Raw genomic sequence first — 19,758 nt, 5'->3', positions numbered from 1 at the left:
TGTTCAGCAGGGGCTATCAACACCATTGTTTTGAGTGGAAACGTAGCAAACACTACTTATAATTGGACGCGAGATAATTCAGCAACAGTAACGGGCATTGCCGATAGTGGCAGTGGGAACATCAGTGGCTCTTTGACCAACACGACCAACGCCCCGATTACAGTCACTTTTACCATTACCCCCACGGCCAATAATTGCCCAGGAACACCCATCACGGCCACGGTGTTGGTCAATCCGACCCCCAACGCAGTGGCTACGCCTTCTGGTCAAACCATTTGCTCGACATCTGCTATCAACACCATTGTTTTGAGTGGAAACGTAGCAAACACTACTTATAACTGGATGCGAGATAATTCAGCAACAGTAACGGGGATCGCCGATAGCGGCAGTGGGAACATCAGTGGCTCTTTGACCAACACCACCAACGCCCCGATTACAGTCACTTTTACCATTACCCCCACGGCCAATAATTGCCCAGGAACATCCATCACGGCCACGGTCTTGGTCAATCCATTGCCCATGGCGATGATTTCGGGGGCAACAACCGTTTGCCAAAACAGTCCATCACCGAGCATTATTTTCACAGGAGCCAACGGCACAGCTCCTTATGCTTTCACTTACAAAATCAATGGCGGGCCTGTTCAAATGGCGAGTACGAATGTTGGAAGTAACAGCGTGACAGTTCCCGTTCCGACGACTACAGTAGGAGAGTTTACTTATACTTTATTGAGTGTGTCAGAAAGTTCCTCAACCAGTTGTAGCCAGGTTCAAAGTGGCAGCGTGGTAGTAAAAGTCCAAGGTAAACCCACAATTACGTTATCGACGCTTCAACAAACGTTAAACGAAGGCAATTCTCAAACGTTCTGCGATACAGATGCGAATCCTGTTAACAGTTTGCAGTTTACGGTTTCGGGTTTGTGTGTGGTTGGTTCTCCCGTTTGGCGGGTGCAAGTAGGTAATGGTGCATGGAGTGACTGGTCGCCCAATCCCCCAGTTTCCCAATCCTCCAATAACCAAGTTCACCGCTACCAAGCGGCTTGCGATGCCAATTGCTCTGTGACGTACACGACGCCGATTGAATTGACGATTAATTACCGCTCAACTGTCCCACAAAACGTATCGTTGTTAGTCGATGGCGTGACAGTGGTCGTGGGAGAGAGCAAAGAAGTGTGTAGTTTGGTGACAATTCCGCTGACATTTAACGCCAATTGCGCTGTTGGGGAAATAACACTTTATTCGGTGGACGGCGGTGAATATTCATCGGGCGTGCCAACTGGTTTGGTGGATAATCAGTATCACAATTACCGCGTACGTTGTCGTAAATCAGACGGAACACCGTCGTGTGTGGAGTCAGAATCGGGGGTGATGCGTTTGAAATTAGTAACCATTCCAAGTGCTCCGACGGTATCGTTGTCATCAACGAGCAGTTGTGATGCGACGGCCAGTTTCAGCGGCCAGTCATCCTGTGGGAGTTTGCGGACGGTTTGGTACAATGCTTCTACGAACGTAGCCTTGCCCAATTTACCATCGGTTGTTCCAAGCCAGACGACGTCGTATTACGCTCGTTGCCAAACTGAAAATGGTTGTGTAAGTGAAAAGAGCAATGTGGTGACATTCACGCTAACCTCCACGCAAGTCGCTCCAGTAATTACGGCGAGTCAAGAGATAGTGTGTACAGGAACGAGTGTAACAATTTCGGCGAATTGCCCCGCAGGAAGTCAGACGTTCTGGAATACGGGCGTGACCACGCCGAGTTTTGAGGTGGCGTTCAACAACGTAACCAAGCAGACCTACTGGGCAAAGTGTATTTTTGTAGGTGGTTGTCAAAGTTCAGAGAGCGTTCGCAAGGATATTTACTGGAATGCCTTTGTGGTGACTTTAATAAACGTTGGAGAAAGCAAATCTTCGGTAAAAACCAACGACCGCGCAGCATGGGCAAGTCAGTTTATCACGCGTGACGGTGGGCCAGAATTAGAACAAAGTACGCAACAAAATCCGACTTTATATTTTGTAGAAAACGCTAATAAAGTAGCCCCTCGTTATTGGACAATCAACGTGGAAACCTGCGGCTTGAGCATGGATGGTTCACTAACCTTTGATATGTTGGCAACACCCGAAATGGGGATGATTCGCTCTTTCAACACCCACGAAAACAATGCGCCGTATTTTATGTACGCCAACCGAGAAGGCTGGACGGAATTGTACGCGCAAAACCATCCAGCCTACGGTTTTTACCAAGACAACGGTGCGGGCGGTAACGCCTACGATGCTGGATTGCCTAAAGGTTTGTACAAGTTGGGGGTAAGGTATTGGGATCAAAAAGGTTGGGGTAGTATTTATCCTTCAACGCGCAAACCACAAGGCAACGTGTTGGCGTATCAAGAATATTGGTTCAGAATCCAGTCGAAAGACGGGGTAGGCGTAGGCGCTGCTAGAACAGCCGAGAGCAGTGGGCAAGGTGTATTAGTTCCCCCATTGGGACGGTACGCCGCGCGGGCTAGGGGGCTGGCTGTCCTCCCCAACCCAGTCACTAACATTCTCCGCCTCCAAGTACAAGATAGCAAGGGGCAATCGGTGCAAACTACATTGACTGATGCCTCGGGGCGGCAAGTGTTAGACCGCCGATTCGTCCCTGAGACCAACACGCACCAAGAGGAGTTTGTGGTGAGTGAATTACCAACGGGGATGTATTTCTTGAAGGTAACAACGTCTGAACAACAAGCGACATTGAAAGTAGTGAAAGTACAGTAAGCGCTACAAGGGCTATACAAATAGAGCGGCTCTTGTGGGAGCCGCTCTATTTGTATAGACGCTCAATTCCAATTCTAAATCCTCTTTTGAGGGAGTGAGACATTCTAAAATACCATCGAAAATGTAGTGACAGCATATTCGACCCTCTGCATTTGACCTTCGACATTTTTTACAACATTCCTTCATCAGCAAAACTTAGGTAGCCAAGCTCAGAGACAATTAAATGATCTAAAACGGGAATGTCAAGTAGTTTACCCGAAGTTACCAGCCGACGGGTAAGTTCTTTGTCGGCCTCGCTTGGTTTTAAATTACCAGAAGGATGGTTATGTGCCAAAATCATTGAACTCGCAAGGTGTTCTAGTGCTGACTTAAAGATGATTTTGGGGTCGGCAACGGTGCCAGAAATCCCTCCTTGGCTAATTTGAACGGGGCGGATGACTTCATTGGAGCGGGTGAGGAGCAAAATCCAAAACTCTTCGTGGGCTAAATCCATCAAATACGACCTGATTTGTTCATAAGCATCTTTAGAAGAGGTTATTTTGGGGCGACGCACTACGTCGCTGTCTTTTCTGCGCCTTCCTAATTCTAAGGCTGCGGCAATAGAAATCGCTTTTGCTTCGCCGATTCCTTTAATTTTCATTAAATCTTTGAGGCTAATTTTTGCTAGCTCATTGAGATTATTACTCGCTTTTTGAAGAATAATTTTTGACAAATCAACCGCCGACAATTCTCGGGTGCCCGAGCCAATAAGAATGGCGATGAGTTCGGCATCAGACAATGCGCCTTTCCCTTTTAACAATAACTTTTCGCGTGGACGGTCCTCTTCTGCCCAACTTAAAATTCGTCGTGAAGTGCTGTACTCTGTTTCTTCAAAAGCCATATTCAAATGCGAGGTTGGTCAATCTTGCTGAAAATTATAGTAACTTGCCGTGGTAAATCATGCGATATGCGCAATTATAGTATTATCATACCTGTTTATAATCGCCCCGATGAATTGGGAGAATTGCTGGATTGCCTTGCCCAACAAACCTTTAAAAACTTTGAGGTAGTGGTCGTGGAAGATGGCTCCAAAATCAAATGTAAAGACGTTGTGGACTCTTTTAAGTCACAATTAGATATTGCTTACTACTACAAAGAAAACGGCGGACAGGGGTTTGCCAGAAACCATGGCTTTGAACGTGCCAAAGGAGACTATTTTATTCTTTTGGACTCGGATGCACTTTTAGAACCCAATTATTTAGCGATAGTTGACAATCGCTTAAATACCGACTATGTGGATTTGTATGGTGGCCCCGACACGGATCATCCCAGCTTTACACCCATTCAAAAGGCAATCAGCTACTCGATGACGTCCGTTTTTACGACGGGCGGGATTCGGGGTAAAAAAAGCAATCTAGGAGGTACGTTTCACCCAAGAAGTTTTAATATGGGGCTGTCGAGACAAGTATGGGAAAAAACGGGTGGCTTTCAAATTAGCCGAATGGGGGAGGATATTATTTTTAGTATTTCTGCACTTCGATTTGGTTTTAAATCAGCCCTCATTCCCGAAGCTTTTATATACCATAAGCGAAGAACGGGCTTTGGGGCTTTCTTTAGACAATTGCGTTTTTTTGGTCGGGCTCGTATCAATATTGGGAGATTTTATCCTACTGAGTTGAAATTAGTACATACTTTTCCTCTGTTATTTACGCTGGGTTGCCTGAGTATTCCCTTTTTAGGGTTGATTCATCCGTGGTTATTTTATTTGGGTGCGGGTTTTCTTTGCCTTTACGTCACGCTCCTTTTTATGGATGCTACCCGTCAGTCTAAAAGCGTAAAAGTTGGTTTTTTGAGCGTTATTGCGGCATTTGTACAGTTGTTTGGTTATGGATTTGGTTTTATTCAAGAAGGGTGGACGCGATTATTTGAAGCCAAAACCCACCGCGAAACGGGCGCTCATATAGAGTATCCTTCTTAGGAAACAAAAAGCTGGAACATAAAAAAGGCGACCCGAGGGTCGCCTTTTTCTGTAGTGTCATTGGATTAGTATTCCCACAAACCGTGCTCTAGTTCCATCAATTCGTTTTCTACTTGAATTGATTTCCAAAGTGCTGATTTTTCGCTACCATAGATACTAATAAGGTCGCGATCCATTGGGTTTGAAAGTCTTGTAATACGACCGTTGAACAAACGCAAGTCGAAGGCATCGGCTAGGTTTTTGTGTTGAGCGGTGTTGTATTCGTTAAACCAAATGAATTTTTTCGGGTCGCTACGGAAAAGTTTATCCAAGTCTTTGTACTTAATTGTAGCCACAGGCATTTCAAGGCCAGCGGGGTGTACATCGGCAGGAATATAGATTGTAACGGTCTGAATGTCATAGTATTGGCGTGAACGCTTGCGGTCAAACACCCAGTCTTCTTTAATCTCCAATACTGACAACTGATCAGGGAAGTACATGTTCTCAGCAAGTGCAGTGGCTTCTGCGGCGGCTTTAGCAGCAGCTTCTTCGGCCATCTTCTTCTTGATTTCTGTAGAATCCACTTTTGGAGGTTGAACTTTCGCTACAACAGCTCCTTTTTTACCTTTTGTGGTTTTCTTTTTAGTTGGAGCACCCCAACCATCATCAACGGGCTGAGTTTCTTTCTTAGGAGTACTACCCCAGCCATCATCAGCAGGTTTGGCAGCTGTTTTTTTGTCATCCTTTTTGGTGTCTCCCCAGCCGTCTGTACCTGTAGTAGCGTTGTCGAGCCCAAAGCCAGCTTTCTTTTCTTCTTCCGTTAGTACTTGACCTTGGTTAGGGATTTGGAGTTTTTTGACAAACTCGTCCATCGTCATTTTCTTGGTCATATCTTGGTCAACGTAAGCATCCAAAAGCCCCGCTTTCACGGCGTCCATGATGTACTTGGTGATTTCGTTACCTTTTGAAAACATGGGCTGGTTTTGCTTTTCCTTCAAATCCAACCGACGCCACAGTGTACGTTTCATCATGATGTCTGCATCATTAAATTCACGTACTGAGAGCGGATTAACCCCACGGTTATCTTTCTCCTGCGCCAACGCTCCTAAGCTCACAGTAGCTAATGCTACGCATCCCAATAAGGTTTTGACTCTGTTCATTTTATTTTGTATTTAATTCGCTAGGGTATTAACGAACAATTTGTTACAAACGATATGCTTGTTTCCTGCAAAAATATTAGTTCAAAGGAATGTTTCTCAACTGGGTAGGTAAACCCGCATCATTTACGCTTCCTTTAAAGTTTTTACGTTGAACGCCCGAAACCTCAATGAACAGACGGTCACCAGCCTGAGCTTGGGATGCCAATGGTGCAATAGAACCACTCGGGCCACTGATAGAAACAGGCTGACCAACAGGGCGGTTGTTGCGTACAAGTCGAACAGTCATTTCTGAAACACGGAAACTTGCGTCTTCAGGCGAGAAAGCTTTAAAGCTAGGGTCAGCAACGGCATCCACGCGGATGCTACGTGCCATACTTGCCTGAACACCTTTACGCTCATCTGCCAAAGCTCCATTGATATAATACTCAAGACTTGGACGAGGAACTGGTGTAACGCGGAATGGCTCATTACCCATTACATTCCCTTGGTTTGAGATGCTGAGGGTTACGTTTCGGCTGTTTGGTACGATGATTACTTTTCCTTTACCATTGTTGATAAATTCGGCACCATCGCCACCAAATGATGGATTCCACAACGCACCAAGTGCGGCACTTTGTACGCTCAACACGTTTTTACAACCAAGGTAAAGCGGAGGCAACGTCCCTGTTTCGATTTGGTAAGTTGGACGAGCTACTTTATACTCATATTTCATTGAAATAGACGTATCACGACCGCTTGGAGTTGGGAATGAAATAACTCCTTGCAATACTTTTGTGGCCAAACCATCTTTGTCGTATGCACCACCTTGAGCCGTAAACTCAATGATTCCTTTTCCGTCTTGAACGCGTACTGGAGAACCACCCAAGCTCATACGTGGGGTAAGCGCACTAGAAGAAGCGGCAATGAACATTTCGCCTTTGAACTTCGTCCCAGCCACAACCACCTTCGATTCGGCGCTAATCATGGCCAAAATTTTGTCAAACTTGATGTCTTTCGCCCCTACTTTTGCGGCGAGGGCATCCAACACCTCTGCTTCCAAACGGCGGATTTCCGATTGACGCTGGCTCAATACCGCCAACGCTGCTGGAACTGGTGTTTGTTCAAAGTTGATAGCGGCAAAATCTTTGTTACGCTGATCAGCATCACGTTTAGCGAGCGGGTCGTCTTTGCCGTCGAGTGCCAACGGAGCAAAGTTCGTACCAGCAAGCTTGTTCATTTGGTCAACAAATCCGTTCAACTTGCTTTTAAGCTCATACGCTTTTCCATTTTTACCAGGACCAATCATGTAGATAGCCACTTTATCTTCTTCGTTGGGGTTTTTCACTTTGCCCGTTTCAGGGTCAATTCCACCACCCGCTTCGTCGATAAGTTTTGTTTTGATGGCATCTATCTCTGATACAATCCCGCTGGCGATTTTGCGCACATCTTCGGCTTGTTTTACGATAGCGACTTCAAACGCACGGTTTCCAGACTTTTCCACTTTGTCGCGGATGCTTTCAACCGTTCTTTGATTTATTTTATTGGCAGCATTTGCCGAACCTTCCATACTTGTGTTCAACAATTGGAATTTTTCCAATAACGCCGAACTCACTTGCAAGGCCAACATCGCTGTTAGTACTAGATACATCATCCCGATCATCTTCTGCCGGGGTGACTCTTTTCCTCCTGCCATTTTTGTAGATTACAGTTTTAGTTTACGGTATTACAGATACTTGCTCTTGGTAAGACACCTAAGAACACGTTTTAGCCACGCATGGCAGCAAGCATGTTACCATACACATTGTTAAGCGACGTGATGTTGGTAGTCAACTTAGACATTTCGGCTTTGAACTGCTGTGATTCTTTTGTCGCATCAGCCATGTTTGACATGGCAGTCGTCAAATTACCGTAGAAAGCGTTCATCGCTTTCAAATGCTTCGTAGTATCTTGCAATTCTAGTTCGTAAACTGCATTAAGGGCGCCCATGTTTTTAGTAATGAGCTGAAACTGCTCACGGTATTGTTGTGCGTCTTTGGTCGCATCCGCCATTGATGACATGGCGTTGATAGCTACTCCGTACGACTTGTTCATTTCGTTGATTGCGCCAGATGCTGTTTTTACATTTTTAGCGTAATCGTTCGTCGCTACGGTTGCGTCCGTCAAATCGCCGATTTTTGAAACATTATCCGTCAAGCTCTTAAAGCTTTTACCCAAATTTTGGAAAATCTCAGGAGTGATGTTTGCTTCAGCAAGCATTTTGTCCATGTTGGCAGTTAAGCCAGTCCCTTTTTTCTCTTCTTTGCGAGGAGCGGCTACTGGTGCCGAGTCATCTAATAATTCAGGATATACTTTTTCCCAAGCGTATTCGTCGGCAGCAGGATATAGAAAACTTTGAACTGCATATAATACGAAAATGAAAGCTTCAGTCAAAAGACCAACTGTTAGAATCTCACCGCCACCTTCGACGTGAGTAATTTTTGCCCAGGCACCGATGATAACAACCGCTGCACCGAGCGCATAAGCAGTAGGGACTATTTTACTCCAGAAAATACCTTGCTTTTGTGCTGCCATGATTTAATCAAAAAAATTGGTTATGAGATCAGTTAGAAATTATTTGTTTTAATACAGAAAGGGACAAAAATTGGGGTGCCGCTTTATGGGCAGCACCCCAATTCAGTAAAATCATTTTGATGGATTATCTTTTACGTCCTCCGCGAGCAGTTGCGGCACGTCCTGCTAGGTTTTCGACCACGCAACGGAAACCGATGAAAGCGCGTTTGTTGTCTTCATATTCCCAGCTACGTGTTCCTGTTTCGAGGAAGTAAGCGACGTCTTTCCATGAACCACCACGGATAATTTTACGTGGTTCGTCAGGATTATCATTCATTGGGTTCATATCCCAGTTAACAACGGTCGCATTGTCGGCAAAGGCATCTAGTGTCCATTCGGCTACGTTACCTGCCATGTTATAAAGGCCATAATCGTTGGCGTTGTAGGCATTGGCAGGAGCAGTGTAAGGGTAGCCGTCGGCGTCGTAGTTACCACGTTGTGGTTTAAAGTTAGCAAGGAAACAACCTTTTCCATTGGCTACGTAAGGGTTACCCCAAGGATATTTGGCCGAAGCACGACCACCACGCGCTGCCCATTCCCATTCTGCTTCGGTAGGAAGACGGAACTTAGGTGAGCTGTATTTCCCTTCTTTTGAACGGTAATCGTTGTACAGATTAGAGCGCCAAGTTGAGAAATAGCGAGCGGCTTTCCAGCTAACACCTACGACAGGGTATGTATCGAAGGCTGGGTGCGAGAAATAATACTCAGTCATTGGGTCACCATTGTGGTAGGTGAAGTCTTTCCGCCATACTGTCGTATCTGGGTGGTATTTCGCCATGATTTCTTCTTCACCTAGCACAGAAAGTGAGTCGGTCATCAAAGCAGTGACGAATTGACGGTACTCGTGGTTGGTGATTTCAGTATCGTCCATGTAGAAAGAAGTAATTGTCACGCGGCGGTTGAAGTTTACCTGCGTTGCTGCTACATCTTCATCAGCTTGTCCCATCATGAACGAGCCCGAAGGAATCAAGACCATACCATAGGGCGTATCTTGCTTGTAATCTTTACGACCAGCTGCAATGACTTCCCCATTCCGAACACCGACCTCTTGTTTGGCTCCTTTTTTGCCACCTTTACTCCCTCCTTTGCTGTTTTTACCGCCAAATTTGTCTTTGACAAAACCGCAGCTTTGTAGCATGACTGCTACCATCACAATCCAAGCTCCTTTGGTGGCATAGCCGAAAAATCCCCTTTTGTTCATGGTTATTCCCGTTAGATTCAAAATTTCAGTATAGAAACGAAGTTCTATGAGTTTATTGTGTGCTTGTTTTTAAATTTCTGTTGTTTATTATCGCAATTAGTTCGCTACTGAGCCCTAAAAATTCTAAAAACAGCCCAAAATTACTAAAAAAGCGATAACTTTTTATCAAACCTGTACTGGTGGTCTAACAATAATTCTGCCAAATGGCTTGTCGTAGTAAAAAAGTTTCAGCAAATAGTAGAATACAGTTGATAAATAGGGTAATGATGATTGTTTCTAATATCTAAATCGTGGTGTACGAACTGGCATTGCTTTCCGCTTAACAAATGGTGGTAAGGCATACGATAACATCATTTCAAACGATGCAGGGGCTTTGGTTGTTCTACCAAAACCTGTTAAATCGACCGCTCCACCCAATCGAAATGATTGCCAATTGACCCCAGCAAGCAAATTGACAGATTCCTGTAAGCGGTAGGTAATGCCGCCAAAAATCCAGTCATTCCAAGTCGCCATGGCACCTCCTTCGATAGAGAGGGTCTTGGTACTGAAATTAACGGGCGTTTTTACAAGTACCATTGGTTGAACAATCAGACCATAAATAGGCTCAAAACGATAACCTGCGGTTAGATAAGCGTTAGGTTCCAAGGCATTTTGAGCATCTCCACTCAAACTAAACTTCGGACGGTTGAGGTGGTTAATACTCGCGCCTACGTAAAAGGTGGTAGCATCATAAAAAGCCCCCAAAGCAATGTCAGGCTGGCTTTGTCCCAGTCGGCCTGTTGGAATCAGTGGATCACCTGGGTCACGCGAGATTAATTTATTAAAATCAATGTAACGGTTCTGAAATCCGACGCGCGCGCCAAGCGCTAGGGTATTATCGTTGATGTTCATCTTGTAAGCATACGACAACTGTACTTCTTGGCTACCCATGGCGCCAAGTCGGTCGTTTACATAGTTGACCCCAATGGCACTTTTAATAAAATTAAGCGGTACACTCCCCGTGAACATCAGGGTATTGGGTGCGCCACCTTCGCCGCTGGAGGTTTGATAACCTTGCCATTGCATACGGTTGATAAGCTGGAAACGCGTAGTACCGTCTTCCCCTGCCGTAGCTGGGTTAAAATAAAGTTGGCTGAAAGGAAAAAGCGTAAACTGTGCGTCCTGCTGGGCGTGCGAGATGGCAGAATGTCCTAACCAACTTATAATACTCAATAGAAGTAGCCGTGGGTATTTCATAGAGAAAAAGGGGGTATTTTCAATACAAACGACAATTAGGGAAAAAAATTTGATATAAAAAAAGGGTTGAAGACTCAACCCTTATCTTAACGCATAAAATGATTCTAATGTTGCAACTACCTCCAAGAGTTCATTGGAATGGTGTTTTGTTGCTTTACTTTTAAAGGTTATTGGCCTTTTTAATGTAAATTTCGAGTGCCCCTGTCATAGAAGGAGCGTTGGGCATTGGTGCTTCAATGTCCAAAATCAAACCGGCATCCGTTACTGCTTTGGCGGTTGTTGGACCAAAGGCAGCAATACGGGTTTTATTTTGCTCAAAATCAGGGAAATTACGGAACAAAGACGTGATTCCTGATGGGCTAAAAAAGCACAAAATGTCGTAATACACATCGGTCAAGTCGGATAAGTCGGCTGACACGGTTTCGTACATCACTGCTTCCGTTAGGTGTAATTCATGGTTGCCCATAAACTCAGGAATATCATTGCGGCGCTTATCAGAGCACGGGAATAAAAATTTTTCGTTTTTGTGCTTTTTGATAAGATCAAGCAAATCAGCTGCTGTTTTTTGACCCGCAAAAATTTTGCGTTTTCGAATCTGAATATATTTCTGCAAATAGTTGGCGGTTTGCTCGGTCACGCAAAAATATTTCATTTCGGCGGGCATTTCGAGCTTGGCCTCCTTACAGATTCGGAAGAAGTGGTCAACAGCGTTACGGCTCGTAAAGATGATAGCCGTATGGTCCATAATGTTGATTTTCTGTTTACGAAAATCTTTGTATGATATCCCTTGTATTTCTATAAACGGACGGAAATCAACCTTGAGGTTGTACCAGCGCGCTAACTCGAAGTAAGGGGATTTTTCGTCACTTGGACGAGCTTGTGAGACAAGAATACTCTCTACTTTATTCAATCGGTCTTGTTGCATCAAAATCGTTTCACTCATATCACAACTTCCTACAGGGCATACCTAACCCCGATGATGAGGGGGATTAATTCGACGATGCAAAGGTACGAAATTAAATATAAACTTTTAACAGTTGTGCTCCTGCTAATTGTAAAGAAGATGAGAATTATCCTCAAAACGTAGAAAATTACGCCTGGTATAAGCAGCATAGAACGCACCAAAACACTCCAATCAACGATATAAAACGACGTCAAAGCCGTCAAAAGAAGCAGGCTGCTGTAAAATAGTAGAGAGGATTGCAGGATTTTGAAAAAATGGATATTAGCAATTCCTTCTAGGTTGTATAAAGTGCCCAGAATGTACAGACCCACGTATTTTGCAAACAGCAAGCCCAAGCAAATGAAGATGACCTTGAAGTAATCAACCCAAGTATCAAAAAGCGATTGACCAGAGAGAATGAGTTCTTTGGACGAGAATAAATTATATTGTTTGTCTTGGGTAAAAATATACAAATAGCCGAGCTCCAAACACAAGAGTACGACAAACAGCAGGTTGACTCGACTGAAGGGCTTGTTGATAAGAAACGATTCATCACGCACATCTACTTGAAACAAATCGGGGAGGCTATAGAGCCGTTCGAAGGCGCGTGGATAACCGTTGAAAAGAAAAGCAGCAAAGGAGAGTAAAAACAACATTCCAAGAATAAAAAAATTGGAAATGCGGGCGTCTTCTTTGGGAAGAAGATTTAGAAATGACTCTTCTTCAATGGTGATGAGTTTTTCGATGGCGGCTTTTTTATGGCCAATGAGGATCGTTTTGCCAACTTGCCCAGGTGTGCCGTAAAGTGTAAGCATGAGCTGCGGACGGCGATACACTTTGTACAAACTATCAATGCTCATTACGTACCATTGTCCACCTTTTAGGTTTTGTTTCAAAGAGCTGTTCAAAAACAAATAATTGTTTTTATCGACATAGATTAATAGTTCATAATGCCGATTGCTTTCAATATCAACAATGGTGTTGATTGAAAGCTGGGTGTTGTGTTGCTCAGTGACGTAGGGGACATATTCTTTCTCGCGTTGGTCATATACTAGCCAATCTTGGGTCAAATCTTTGACCAAAAAGTACTGCTTGTTGGGGCCTACCTCGGCTTTAGCAGCCAATGAAAAAAGAATAAAAAACAGGAAAAAGCAGCGTTTTGGGTAAAAAACACGCGATTTGACCAAGGAAGAAAATGTTCCTAAGCTAGAATAGTTGGAAGTACTATGTGTTAAAAAAATCAACGTGTTTGGGCGGCTTTTGTCGATGATATAATCAGACAATAAAAAAACAGGCAACTATCGTTTGCGATAATTGCCTGCAAAATTATACATTTTGACGGTATTTATTAGGCTTTGCCCAATGCTTTCAACATCGTTTCGCCAAGAAGTGCAGGAGATTCTACCACGTGGATACCACACTCACGCATGATACGCATTTTTGCTTCGGCAGTGTCGTCTGCGCCACCGATGATGGCACCTGCGTGACCCATACGGCGACCTTTAGGTGCTGTTTGGCCTGCGATGAACCCAACGACAGGTTTTGTACCGTTTTCTTTGATCCAATGAGCAGCGTCAGCTTCCATGCTTCCACCGATTTCACCAATCATGACGATACCTTCTGTTTCAGGGTCGTTCATTAATAATTCAACCGCCTCTTTGGTAGTTGTACCAATGATTGGGTCACCACCGATACCGATGGCGGTAGTTTGGCCAAGGCCCACACGGCTCAACTGGTCAACGGCTTCGTAGGTCAACGTACCTGACTTAGACACAATACCAATCGTCCCTTTTTTGAAGATAAAACCAGGCATGATACCTACTTTACATTCGTCGGCAGTCATAACGCCTGGGCAGTTAGGTCCGATAAGGCGGCATTCTTTGGTACTGATGTACTCTTTGGCCATCATCATGTCTTTGGTAGGAATACCTTCGGTAATACAAACAATCACCTTGATACCCGCATCAGCCGCTTCCATGATAGCGTCGCCTGCAAATGCAGGTGGAACGAAAATAATTGAGACATCAGCGCCGGTTGTTGCAACAGCATCAGCGACTGTGTTGAACACAGGACGCTCAAGGTGAGATTGTCCTCCTTTACCTGGAGTAACGCCTCCGACAACATTCGTACCGTACTCAATCATTTGTTGAGCATGGAAGGTTCCTTCCGAACCTGTAAATCCCTGTACAATTATCTTGGAATTTTTATTGACTAATACGCTCATTGGTGGTTAGTGTAAAATTGCGTGATTCAAGATGTTAACTTTATTTTATTCAAGACAGGAGTCTAAAATTTTCCAGTAAAAGTAGGTTTAAATGAAGAAAGTACAAAAGCTATTCGTCAAGAAAAATTTTAAATTCAAAAAAAAACGCCCCAATTAGCGACGAAAATGGAGAATATCCCCTACCTTGTTAAAGCCCTTGAGGCAGGGATTTTGGGTAGTTTTTTTACGTCAGAGCCTTGTATTAAACGGTTTTTGAACCTAGCCTAAACTTACTTTTTTCATGCTACATCTTTCCAATGCCATTTCCGACGCCGTTTTAGCACTTGTGTGTATTGTTGCTTTTTTTCGCTTTTTTGCTCGGCAACCTTTTTATAATCGAATTTTGTGGGGCATTTTTTTGGTCACGACGGCACTGGCTGCGGCGGCTGGTGTTTTTAGGTATTTGGGCGTCAAAGATTTGACGGCTACGCATCGTTCGCTTTCTACCTTGGCAGGAAGCGTGGGGTTGGTGGCAGTGGTAGTGGCTATTTGGGCATTGGTGATGCGCCAAAGCATGTCGAAGTGGGTGGTGGTGAGTTCGGTAGGAGTAGGGTTGTTGATTTTTGTGACGTTACTTGACCCCGCTTACGAAGTGTTTGGTTCGGTGATACAGGCGTTTTCTATGCTTTTGGTCATGCTCATCGCTGTTTTTGGGCTAATGAAAAAATACCAAAAAGCAGTTTGGATTGTGGTAGGGGTGATGATTATTGGGTTAGCCACCAAAGTAGCCAATAATCACCTCCCCTTCAATCCCACGGATGTCTATCACTATGCGTTGGCGGCCATGGTTGTTTGTTTTGGTAAAGCCGTTTAGCTTTCGGCTTTGGCATTTTCGATACTTTGAACAAAAGGTTTTAGCCCTGTATATAAAAGGAAGCACGAAAGTCCAGTAGCCATGACCAATGTGATGGCGAAAGACAAATGCACTTGGTTGGGGTCATGGAATAGTTTATCGTTGAGAAGCCCGACCATGAGTGGCCCTCCTCCCAAGCCAAGTAAATTGACCACAAACAAAAACAAAGCGGAGAAAGTAGCCCGCATGGGCGCAGGTATCATTTCCTGAACCGCCGCCGTAGCTGCGCCATAGGGCATAGAAGTAGCAAAACAGCAGAGCGCCAATAACACCACAAAACCCTGAATAGGTGCAGGCGTAAGGGTGAAAAAAATAAGAATAATCAACGCTAAAAATAGCCCAATAGACATCCCGATAAAACCTACCCGCATTTTGGCGTCGGCTTTGCCTTGTTGGGTAAGTCGGTCGCTGTAACGGCCACCTACAATAACGCCCCCCGTGGAAAAGATGGTAACGATGCTACCAAGTAATAACCCCGCTTGGGCTTCGGTGAGGCCGTAGTGGCGAACGAGCAAAGTAGGTGTCCACGAGGTGGTAGCGTACGAGCCAAAAGCCATAAAGGCAATGCCGAAAAACAAACATAAAATAGCGGGACGATTGGCGGCAAAGTATCGTTTTACTTCTTGGGTCGAAACGGCGGCTTTGGAAGCGTTTTGGCGTTCGGGCTCTTTGATGGTGAAAGCAATAAGGGCAACAATAAGTAACCCAGGGATGCCCACAATGAAAAACACGCTTTGCCACGGATAAATCTCCCCAAAGAAAGGTATGCTCCAAGTCCCTTCGACGCTCACCAGTTTGAGGATGAGGGCTACCAATAAAATGGACAAACCTGAGCCTAAGTAAACACCGATGTTGTAGATACCGAGGGCTGTGCCCAGTTTTTGACGCGGAAATAAGTCGGTAATGAGTGAATAAGCGGCGGGAGAAAGGGCAGCTTCGCCAATACCTACGCCCACGCGTGCAATAAAGAGCTGATTGTAACTGCCCGTGACCCCGCAAAGGGCAGTCATGATGCTCCAGATAGTAATACCCCAAACAATAATGCGTTTGCGGTTTTTTCGGTCGGCCATGCGGCCAATAGGAATGCCCAGAAAGGTGTAAAAAATGGCAAAGCTAAACCCAATGAGCAGTCCTACTTGGGTGTCGGTAACGTTAAAATCTCGTTTGAGGGGTTTAACAAGCAAGGTGAGTACTTGGCGGTCGATAAACGACGAAATGTAGGCAAGCATAAGCACCGCTACTACGTACCATGCGTAGCGGAGGTTGGGAGTTGAATTCATGAAGTCGGAAAGGTTTAGGAGATGAGTATGCGTCGGCTTACTTTTGTACTTTCACAATATACTAATAGGAAGCTATTAAAGGCCACAGAAATGAGAAAAATCCTCTTTTTTTTATTGTTATTCGTAGATAATATGCTTTTCGCTCAAATGAACCTCGAAAAAGACCTTGACCAACTCCTGCACCAGCGGTTTGACAAGAACCAAGCAGGCATAGCTGTAATGGTGGTTAAGGAAGGAAAAGTGTTTTATAAAAAGGGAGTAGGCATGGCCAATGTAAATACCAAAGAGTCTATTAGTCCACAGTCTAATTTTCGGATGGCGTCGGTGTCTAAGCAGTTTACGGCCATGTGCATCATGTTGTTGGCCAAGCAAGAACGGCTTTCTTATGACGATAATTTACTTCGGTTTTTCCCTGATTTTGAGCCAACTATAGGAAAAAAAATCAAAGTGCGGCATTTGCTGACACATTCGTCGGGAGTATGGGATTATGAAAATAGTTTGGCAGAGGAGCGCACTGCCCAAATTTTGGATGCCGAGGTAGTGGCAATGTTGGGCAAAGAAACCCGAACGTATTTTGAGCCTGGGACAAAGTTTCGTTATAGCAATTCGGGTTTTTGTGTGTTGGAACAAATTGTCGAAAAAGCGTCAGGGATGTCGTACATAGATTTTATAACAAAACACATTTTTAAGCCACTTGGCATGTCCTCCACCCGAATTTACGAAGCGGGGACGAGTATCCCGCACCGAGCCATGGGTTATGCCAAAAATAAACAAGAAAAACTCCTCGATTCTGACCAGAGTATTACCAGCGCGACCAAAGGGGATGGTTGTGTTTATACCTCGCTCGAAGATTATTATAAATGGTATAATGGTTTGATAAATAACAAGTTGATTTCTTTGGAGGCAGAATTGAAAAAAGTAACTATTCAGCTCCCAAGCCCGTCACAAGGACAATATGGTTTGGGCTGGTTTTTTCATAAAAATAAAACCGAACCCTTGGCGCTGTACCATACAGGAAGTACGTGTGGTTTTACCAATGGCGTGCTCATCGTTCCTAGTCGAAAGTATTTGTTTTTATATTTTTCCAATATTGCTGATAATCATGGTATTGAGAAAGAGTTGATTTCGCTTGTCAAAAAACACAACGTCTATGATACTTCGTTTGATTTTTTGAACATGGTGAATTTAACCAATTAAGCACAATTAACTGTGCGAAGCACTGAAGCATGGTAAAATAATTGCGATAATCGCGTACTTTTGTGCGTAAAGCGTACGTTCATATATAAGATTCTTACAACCCAAAACGATACGTCCATGGCTCAAAAACTACCTTGGAAAAAAAGCTGGCTATTCATCGGCGTACTTTTCATTAGTAGCTGTAGTATTAGTTCCGAATCGGTTTCGCTCAAAGAAATCTTGCATCAGTCGGCTATCAAATCGTCAACGCCTAAATGCAAAGAAGGAGACTTTGTTTGTTGTAAAAAGACGCCCGAACGTTGTCCCCGTACTCGACCCATCATCTAACCATTGGTTTAGTATTTACGACGGTTCAGTTTCTAAATTAGCACTTTCGTACGCAAATAACGAGACTTGCGAACGCAAGTGTTTATTTTTGTTAATGACCGTTGATTCACACGCATGAGAACCCGCTTAAACGATAGAAAACTCTTATTTCTTGGCCCCTTGGTATTGTGGGCAGTGGCGACGGTTTTTTTTAATTTACCTACCCTTTGTAAAGACAATTGGACGGCCGCAAAGTTTTTGATGGCGAGCCTTGCTTCGGTTTATTTTTCGTGGTTTATGGGCCGCTGGCTCATTGTGGCGGTGCGACACCGAAATCCAGGGCTAGAAAAAGTCAAACAACGCCTGATTGCGCTGGGTTTTTTGTGTATTCCTGCGGTGGTTATTTTGGTGATTCAGCGTTTGCTTTTCTTCGATTATTTTGTCTATAGCAACTATCCTAAATTCGATTGGTTTCACTCCGAAACCCTCTTTATGGTGGGGCTTAATCTGTTTTATCTGGCCATTATTTTTGCCGTCTATGAAAGCCGTTATTTCTTCAGTGAGTGGCTGATTAGCAAGCGAGAAACCGAAGAATTGAGCCGCGCCAACTTAGAAATGCAGCTCGATTCGCTCAAAAATCAAGTGCAGCCTCATTTTTTGTTCAATAGCCTCAATACGCTTCAAGCGTTGGTGAAGTCGAACGAAAACAAAACGGCCGTGAGGTTCATTGGCGATTTGTCGCAAGTGTATCGGTATTTGTTACAAAGCAATGAACAACAGCTCATTTCGCTTGAAAAAGAGCTGGAATTTACCCACGCGTATTTTGGGTTGTTAAAAACGCGTTTTGAAGACGGTATTTCGTTGGATGTGAATATCGACCCTGCTTTTCGGTACGCGCACATTCCGCCTTTGACGCTGCAACTTTTGGTCGAAAATGCCGTGAAACATAACATTGTTTCCGTTTCTAAGCCATTGCATATCAAGATATTTACAAATAAAATAGGAGAGTTGGTGGTGCAAAATAACTTGCAGTGCAAACCCAACAATTCTATGCCGTCGAGCCAAAAAGGGCTGGTAAACATTACTTCCAAATATAGTCTCCTGCGCCAACCTCAGGTTCAAATCTACAAGAAAGAAGATATGTTTGAAGTGAAACTCCCCCTCATCGACGTAGCTGTGCCAGCGGCGGCAGTGTATTGAGCTTAACCGACTATGAAAGTAATCATCATTGAAGACGAAGCCTTGGCGGCACGACAACTGAAAGCCATGGTACAAGAATGCGACGAAAGTATTGAGGTCGTGACCTTGCTCGACAGCGTGGAGGCATCAGTTGCGTGGTTGCAGGCCAACGAAAGCCCCGATTTGTTGTTGATGGATATTGAACTGGTAGATGGGCAAAGTTTTGAGATTTTCAACCAAATAGAGGTGAAAAGTCCCGTCATTTTTACGACTGCCTACAACGAATATGCGATTCAGGCATTTCGGGTCAATAGCATTGATTATCTGCTCAAACCCATTGATGAAAAAGCCCTTCAACGCAGTTTGCAGAAGTTTAAGGAACTGAAAAAACTCTATGGAACTACGTCCGACAATTCGTTGAGCATCAATGAACTGGTGAACGCGATTAAACAAACAAAGCTTCCTCAAACCGAATATCGCGAACGTTTTTTGTTGAAACAAGGCTCTCGTTTGGTACCGATTGCGGTCGAAGACATCGCCTATTTTTACAGCCAAGAACGTCTGACATTTGTTAAAACTTGGGACGAACGCTCATACGTGATTGATTATACTTTGGATGAATTAGAGTGTATCCTCAATCCTAGTTGTTTTTTTCGTGCCAACCGCCAAATTATTCTTTGTGCCAAAGCCGTGGATAAAGTACACCTACATTTTAATAGCCGCCTAAAACTCGACTTAAAACCTGCTACTACCGAAGAAGTGTTTATCAGCCGAGATAAATCGGGAGAATTTCGTCTTTGGATGGGGGAATAACTGCACAGAGTTGTCGTAGGTTTTTCGTAGTTTCATGGCCTAATTCTGTTT

17 protein-coding genes are annotated in these 19,758 nt (G+C 44.2%); 7 read left to right on the top strand and 10 right to left on the bottom strand.

Annotated features, from left to right (window positions below; translation table 11 throughout):
- The coding region (locus K339_RS0120200; RefSeq protein WP_028525227.1) for a T9SS type A sorting domain-containing protein at positions 1-2,751 on the top strand (2,751 nt) is incomplete at its 5' end.
- A 169-nt stretch (positions 2,752-2,920) separates the two neighbouring features.
- Here K339_RS0120200 and radC read toward each other — a convergent pair.
- Positions 2,921-3,631 carry a RadC family protein gene (radC, locus tag K339_RS0120195; RefSeq protein WP_037301339.1) on the bottom strand — a complete coding sequence of 237 codons (711 nt, stop codon included), beginning with the start codon at positions 3,629-3,631 and terminating at the stop codon, positions 2,921-2,923.
- A gap of 66 nt (positions 3,632-3,697) precedes the next feature.
- Here radC and K339_RS0120190 point away from each other — a divergent pair, with 66 nt between their 5' ends.
- Entirely contained in the window at positions 3,698-4,708 is a 1,011-nt protein-coding gene (locus K339_RS0120190) for a glycosyltransferase family 2 protein (RefSeq protein WP_028525225.1), read from the top strand.
- Between the two features lie 65 nt (positions 4,709-4,773).
- Here the strand turns inward: K339_RS0120190 and porN are convergent, their stop codons facing one another.
- From porN to sucD, 8 genes are all read right to left on the bottom strand, one after another.
- Positions 4,774-5,847 carry a type IX secretion system ring subunit PorN/GldN gene (gene porN / locus K339_RS0120185; protein ID WP_028525224.1) on the bottom strand — a complete coding sequence of 358 codons (1,074 nt, stop codon included), beginning with the start codon at positions 5,845-5,847 and terminating at the stop codon, positions 4,774-4,776.
- A 76-nt stretch (positions 5,848-5,923) separates the two neighbouring features.
- The gene (porM, locus tag K339_RS0120180; RefSeq protein WP_028525223.1) at positions 5,924-7,519 is read right to left on the bottom strand and encodes a type IX secretion system motor protein PorM/GldM; all 1,596 of its coding nucleotides are present in this window, start codon (positions 7,517-7,519) and stop codon (positions 5,924-5,926) included.
- Positions 7,520-7,590: 71 nt separating this feature from the next.
- The gene (gene porL, locus K339_RS0120175) at positions 7,591-8,397 is read right to left on the bottom strand and encodes a type IX secretion system motor protein PorL/GldL (RefSeq protein WP_028525222.1); all 807 of its coding nucleotides are present in this window, start codon (positions 8,395-8,397) and stop codon (positions 7,591-7,593) included.
- A 124-nt stretch (positions 8,398-8,521) separates the two neighbouring features.
- Entirely contained in the window at positions 8,522-9,637 is a 1,116-nt protein-coding gene (gene porK / locus K339_RS0120170; protein WP_028525221.1) for a T9SS ring complex lipoprotein PorK/GldK, read from the bottom strand.
- A gap of 276 nt (positions 9,638-9,913) precedes the next feature.
- A complete protein-coding gene (locus K339_RS0120165) occupies positions 9,914-10,873 on the bottom strand; it encodes a PorP/SprF family type IX secretion system membrane protein (protein ID WP_037301335.1) in 960 nt (319 codons plus the stop codon).
- Between the two features lie 160 nt (positions 10,874-11,033).
- Positions 11,034-11,816 carry a uroporphyrinogen-III synthase gene (locus K339_RS0120160; protein ID WP_028525219.1) on the bottom strand — a complete coding sequence of 261 codons (783 nt, stop codon included), beginning with the start codon at positions 11,814-11,816 and terminating at the stop codon, positions 11,034-11,036.
- 11 nt (positions 11,817-11,827) lie between these two features.
- Entirely contained in the window at positions 11,828-12,940 is a 1,113-nt protein-coding gene (locus K339_RS0120155; RefSeq protein WP_157607663.1) for a DUF4271 domain-containing protein, read from the bottom strand.
- A 224-nt stretch (positions 12,941-13,164) separates the two neighbouring features.
- On the bottom strand, positions 13,165-14,040 hold the full coding sequence (gene sucD, locus K339_RS0120150) for a succinate--CoA ligase subunit alpha (protein WP_028525217.1): 876 nt from the start codon (positions 14,038-14,040) through the stop codon (positions 13,165-13,167).
- A gap of 280 nt (positions 14,041-14,320) precedes the next feature.
- On the opposite strand from sucD, the gene K339_RS0120140 reads away from it, so the two are divergent.
- A complete protein-coding gene (locus K339_RS0120140; RefSeq protein WP_028525216.1) occupies positions 14,321-14,893 on the top strand; it encodes a DUF6962 family protein in 573 nt (190 codons plus the stop codon).
- On the opposite strand, the gene K339_RS0120135 is transcribed toward K339_RS0120140, so the two are convergent.
- A complete protein-coding gene (locus K339_RS0120135) occupies positions 14,890-16,212 on the bottom strand; it encodes a spinster family MFS transporter (RefSeq protein ID WP_028525215.1) in 1,323 nt (440 codons plus the stop codon). The two genes, K339_RS0120140 and K339_RS0120135, sit on opposite strands and share 4 nt — an antisense overlap.
- Before the next feature lie 90 nt (positions 16,213-16,302).
- On the opposite strand from K339_RS0120135, the gene K339_RS0120130 reads away from it, so the two are divergent.
- The 4 genes from K339_RS0120130 (at position 16,303) to K339_RS0120115 (ending at position 19,707) form a co-directional block, all read left to right on the top strand.
- Positions 16,303-17,409, top strand: a complete 1,107-nt coding sequence (locus K339_RS0120130) for a serine hydrolase domain-containing protein (protein ID WP_028525214.1) — start codon at positions 16,303-16,305, stop codon at positions 17,407-17,409.
- 117 nt (positions 17,410-17,526) lie between these two features.
- Positions 17,527-17,736, top strand: a complete 210-nt coding sequence (locus K339_RS0120125) for a hypothetical protein (protein ID WP_028525213.1) — start codon at positions 17,527-17,529, stop codon at positions 17,734-17,736.
- 114 nt (positions 17,737-17,850) lie between these two features.
- Positions 17,851-18,915 (top strand): sensor histidine kinase, encoded by a 1,065-nt coding sequence (locus tag K339_RS0120120; protein WP_028525212.1) that lies wholly within the window; start codon positions 17,851-17,853, stop codon positions 18,913-18,915.
- 12 nt (positions 18,916-18,927) lie between these two features.
- A complete protein-coding gene (locus K339_RS0120115) occupies positions 18,928-19,707 on the top strand; it encodes a LytR/AlgR family response regulator transcription factor (protein WP_028525211.1) in 780 nt (259 codons plus the stop codon).
- The last annotated feature ends 51 nt before the right edge of the window (positions 19,708-19,758 follow it).

This window comes from Runella limosa DSM 17973 (assembly GCF_000482465.1).
In the GTDB taxonomy this organism is placed as follows: domain Bacteria; phylum Bacteroidota; class Bacteroidia; order Cytophagales; family Spirosomataceae; genus Runella; species Runella limosa.
The sequence above is the reverse complement of the archived record's forward strand: the minus strand, read 5'-3'. Positions and strand labels throughout refer to the sequence as shown.

Bases quoted from the DNA above. Each gene is read 5' to 3' on its own strand.
- radC (WP_037301339.1), bottom strand. From the start codon at position 3,631: ATGGCTTTTGAAGAAACAGAGTACAGCACTTCACGACGAATTTTAAGT.
- K339_RS0120190 (WP_028525225.1), top strand. From the start codon at position 3,698: ATGCGCAATTATAGTATTATCATACCTGTTTATAATCGCCCCGATGAA.
- porN (WP_028525224.1), bottom strand. From the start codon at position 5,847: ATGAACAGAGTCAAAACCTTATTGGGATGCGTAGCATTAGCTACTGTG.
- porM (WP_028525223.1), bottom strand. From the start codon at position 7,519: ATGGCAGGAGGAAAAGAGTCACCCCGGCAGAAGATGATCGGGATGATG.
- porL (WP_028525222.1), bottom strand. From the start codon at position 8,397: ATGGCAGCACAAAAGCAAGGTATTTTCTGGAGTAAAATAGTCCCTACT.
- porK (WP_028525221.1), bottom strand. From the start codon at position 9,637: ATGAACAAAAGGGGATTTTTCGGCTATGCCACCAAAGGAGCTTGGATT.
- K339_RS0120165 (WP_037301335.1), bottom strand. From the start codon at position 10,873: ATGAAATACCCACGGCTACTTCTATTGAGTATTATAAGTTGGTTAGGA.
- K339_RS0120160 (WP_028525219.1), bottom strand. From the start codon at position 11,816: ATGAGTGAAACGATTTTGATGCAACAAGACCGATTGAATAAAGTAGAG.
- sucD (WP_028525217.1), bottom strand. From the start codon at position 14,040: ATGAGCGTATTAGTCAATAAAAATTCCAAGATAATTGTACAGGGATTT.
- K339_RS0120140 (WP_028525216.1), top strand. From the start codon at position 14,321: ATGCTACATCTTTCCAATGCCATTTCCGACGCCGTTTTAGCACTTGTG.
- K339_RS0120135 (WP_028525215.1), bottom strand. From the start codon at position 16,212: ATGAATTCAACTCCCAACCTCCGCTACGCATGGTACGTAGTAGCGGTG.
- K339_RS0120130 (WP_028525214.1), top strand. From the start codon at position 16,303: ATGAGAAAAATCCTCTTTTTTTTATTGTTATTCGTAGATAATATGCTT.
- K339_RS0120125 (WP_028525213.1), top strand. From the start codon at position 17,527: ATGGCTCAAAAACTACCTTGGAAAAAAAGCTGGCTATTCATCGGCGTA.
- K339_RS0120120 (WP_028525212.1), top strand. From the start codon at position 17,851: ATGAGAACCCGCTTAAACGATAGAAAACTCTTATTTCTTGGCCCCTTG.
- K339_RS0120115 (WP_028525211.1), top strand. From the start codon at position 18,928: ATGAAAGTAATCATCATTGAAGACGAAGCCTTGGCGGCACGACAACTG.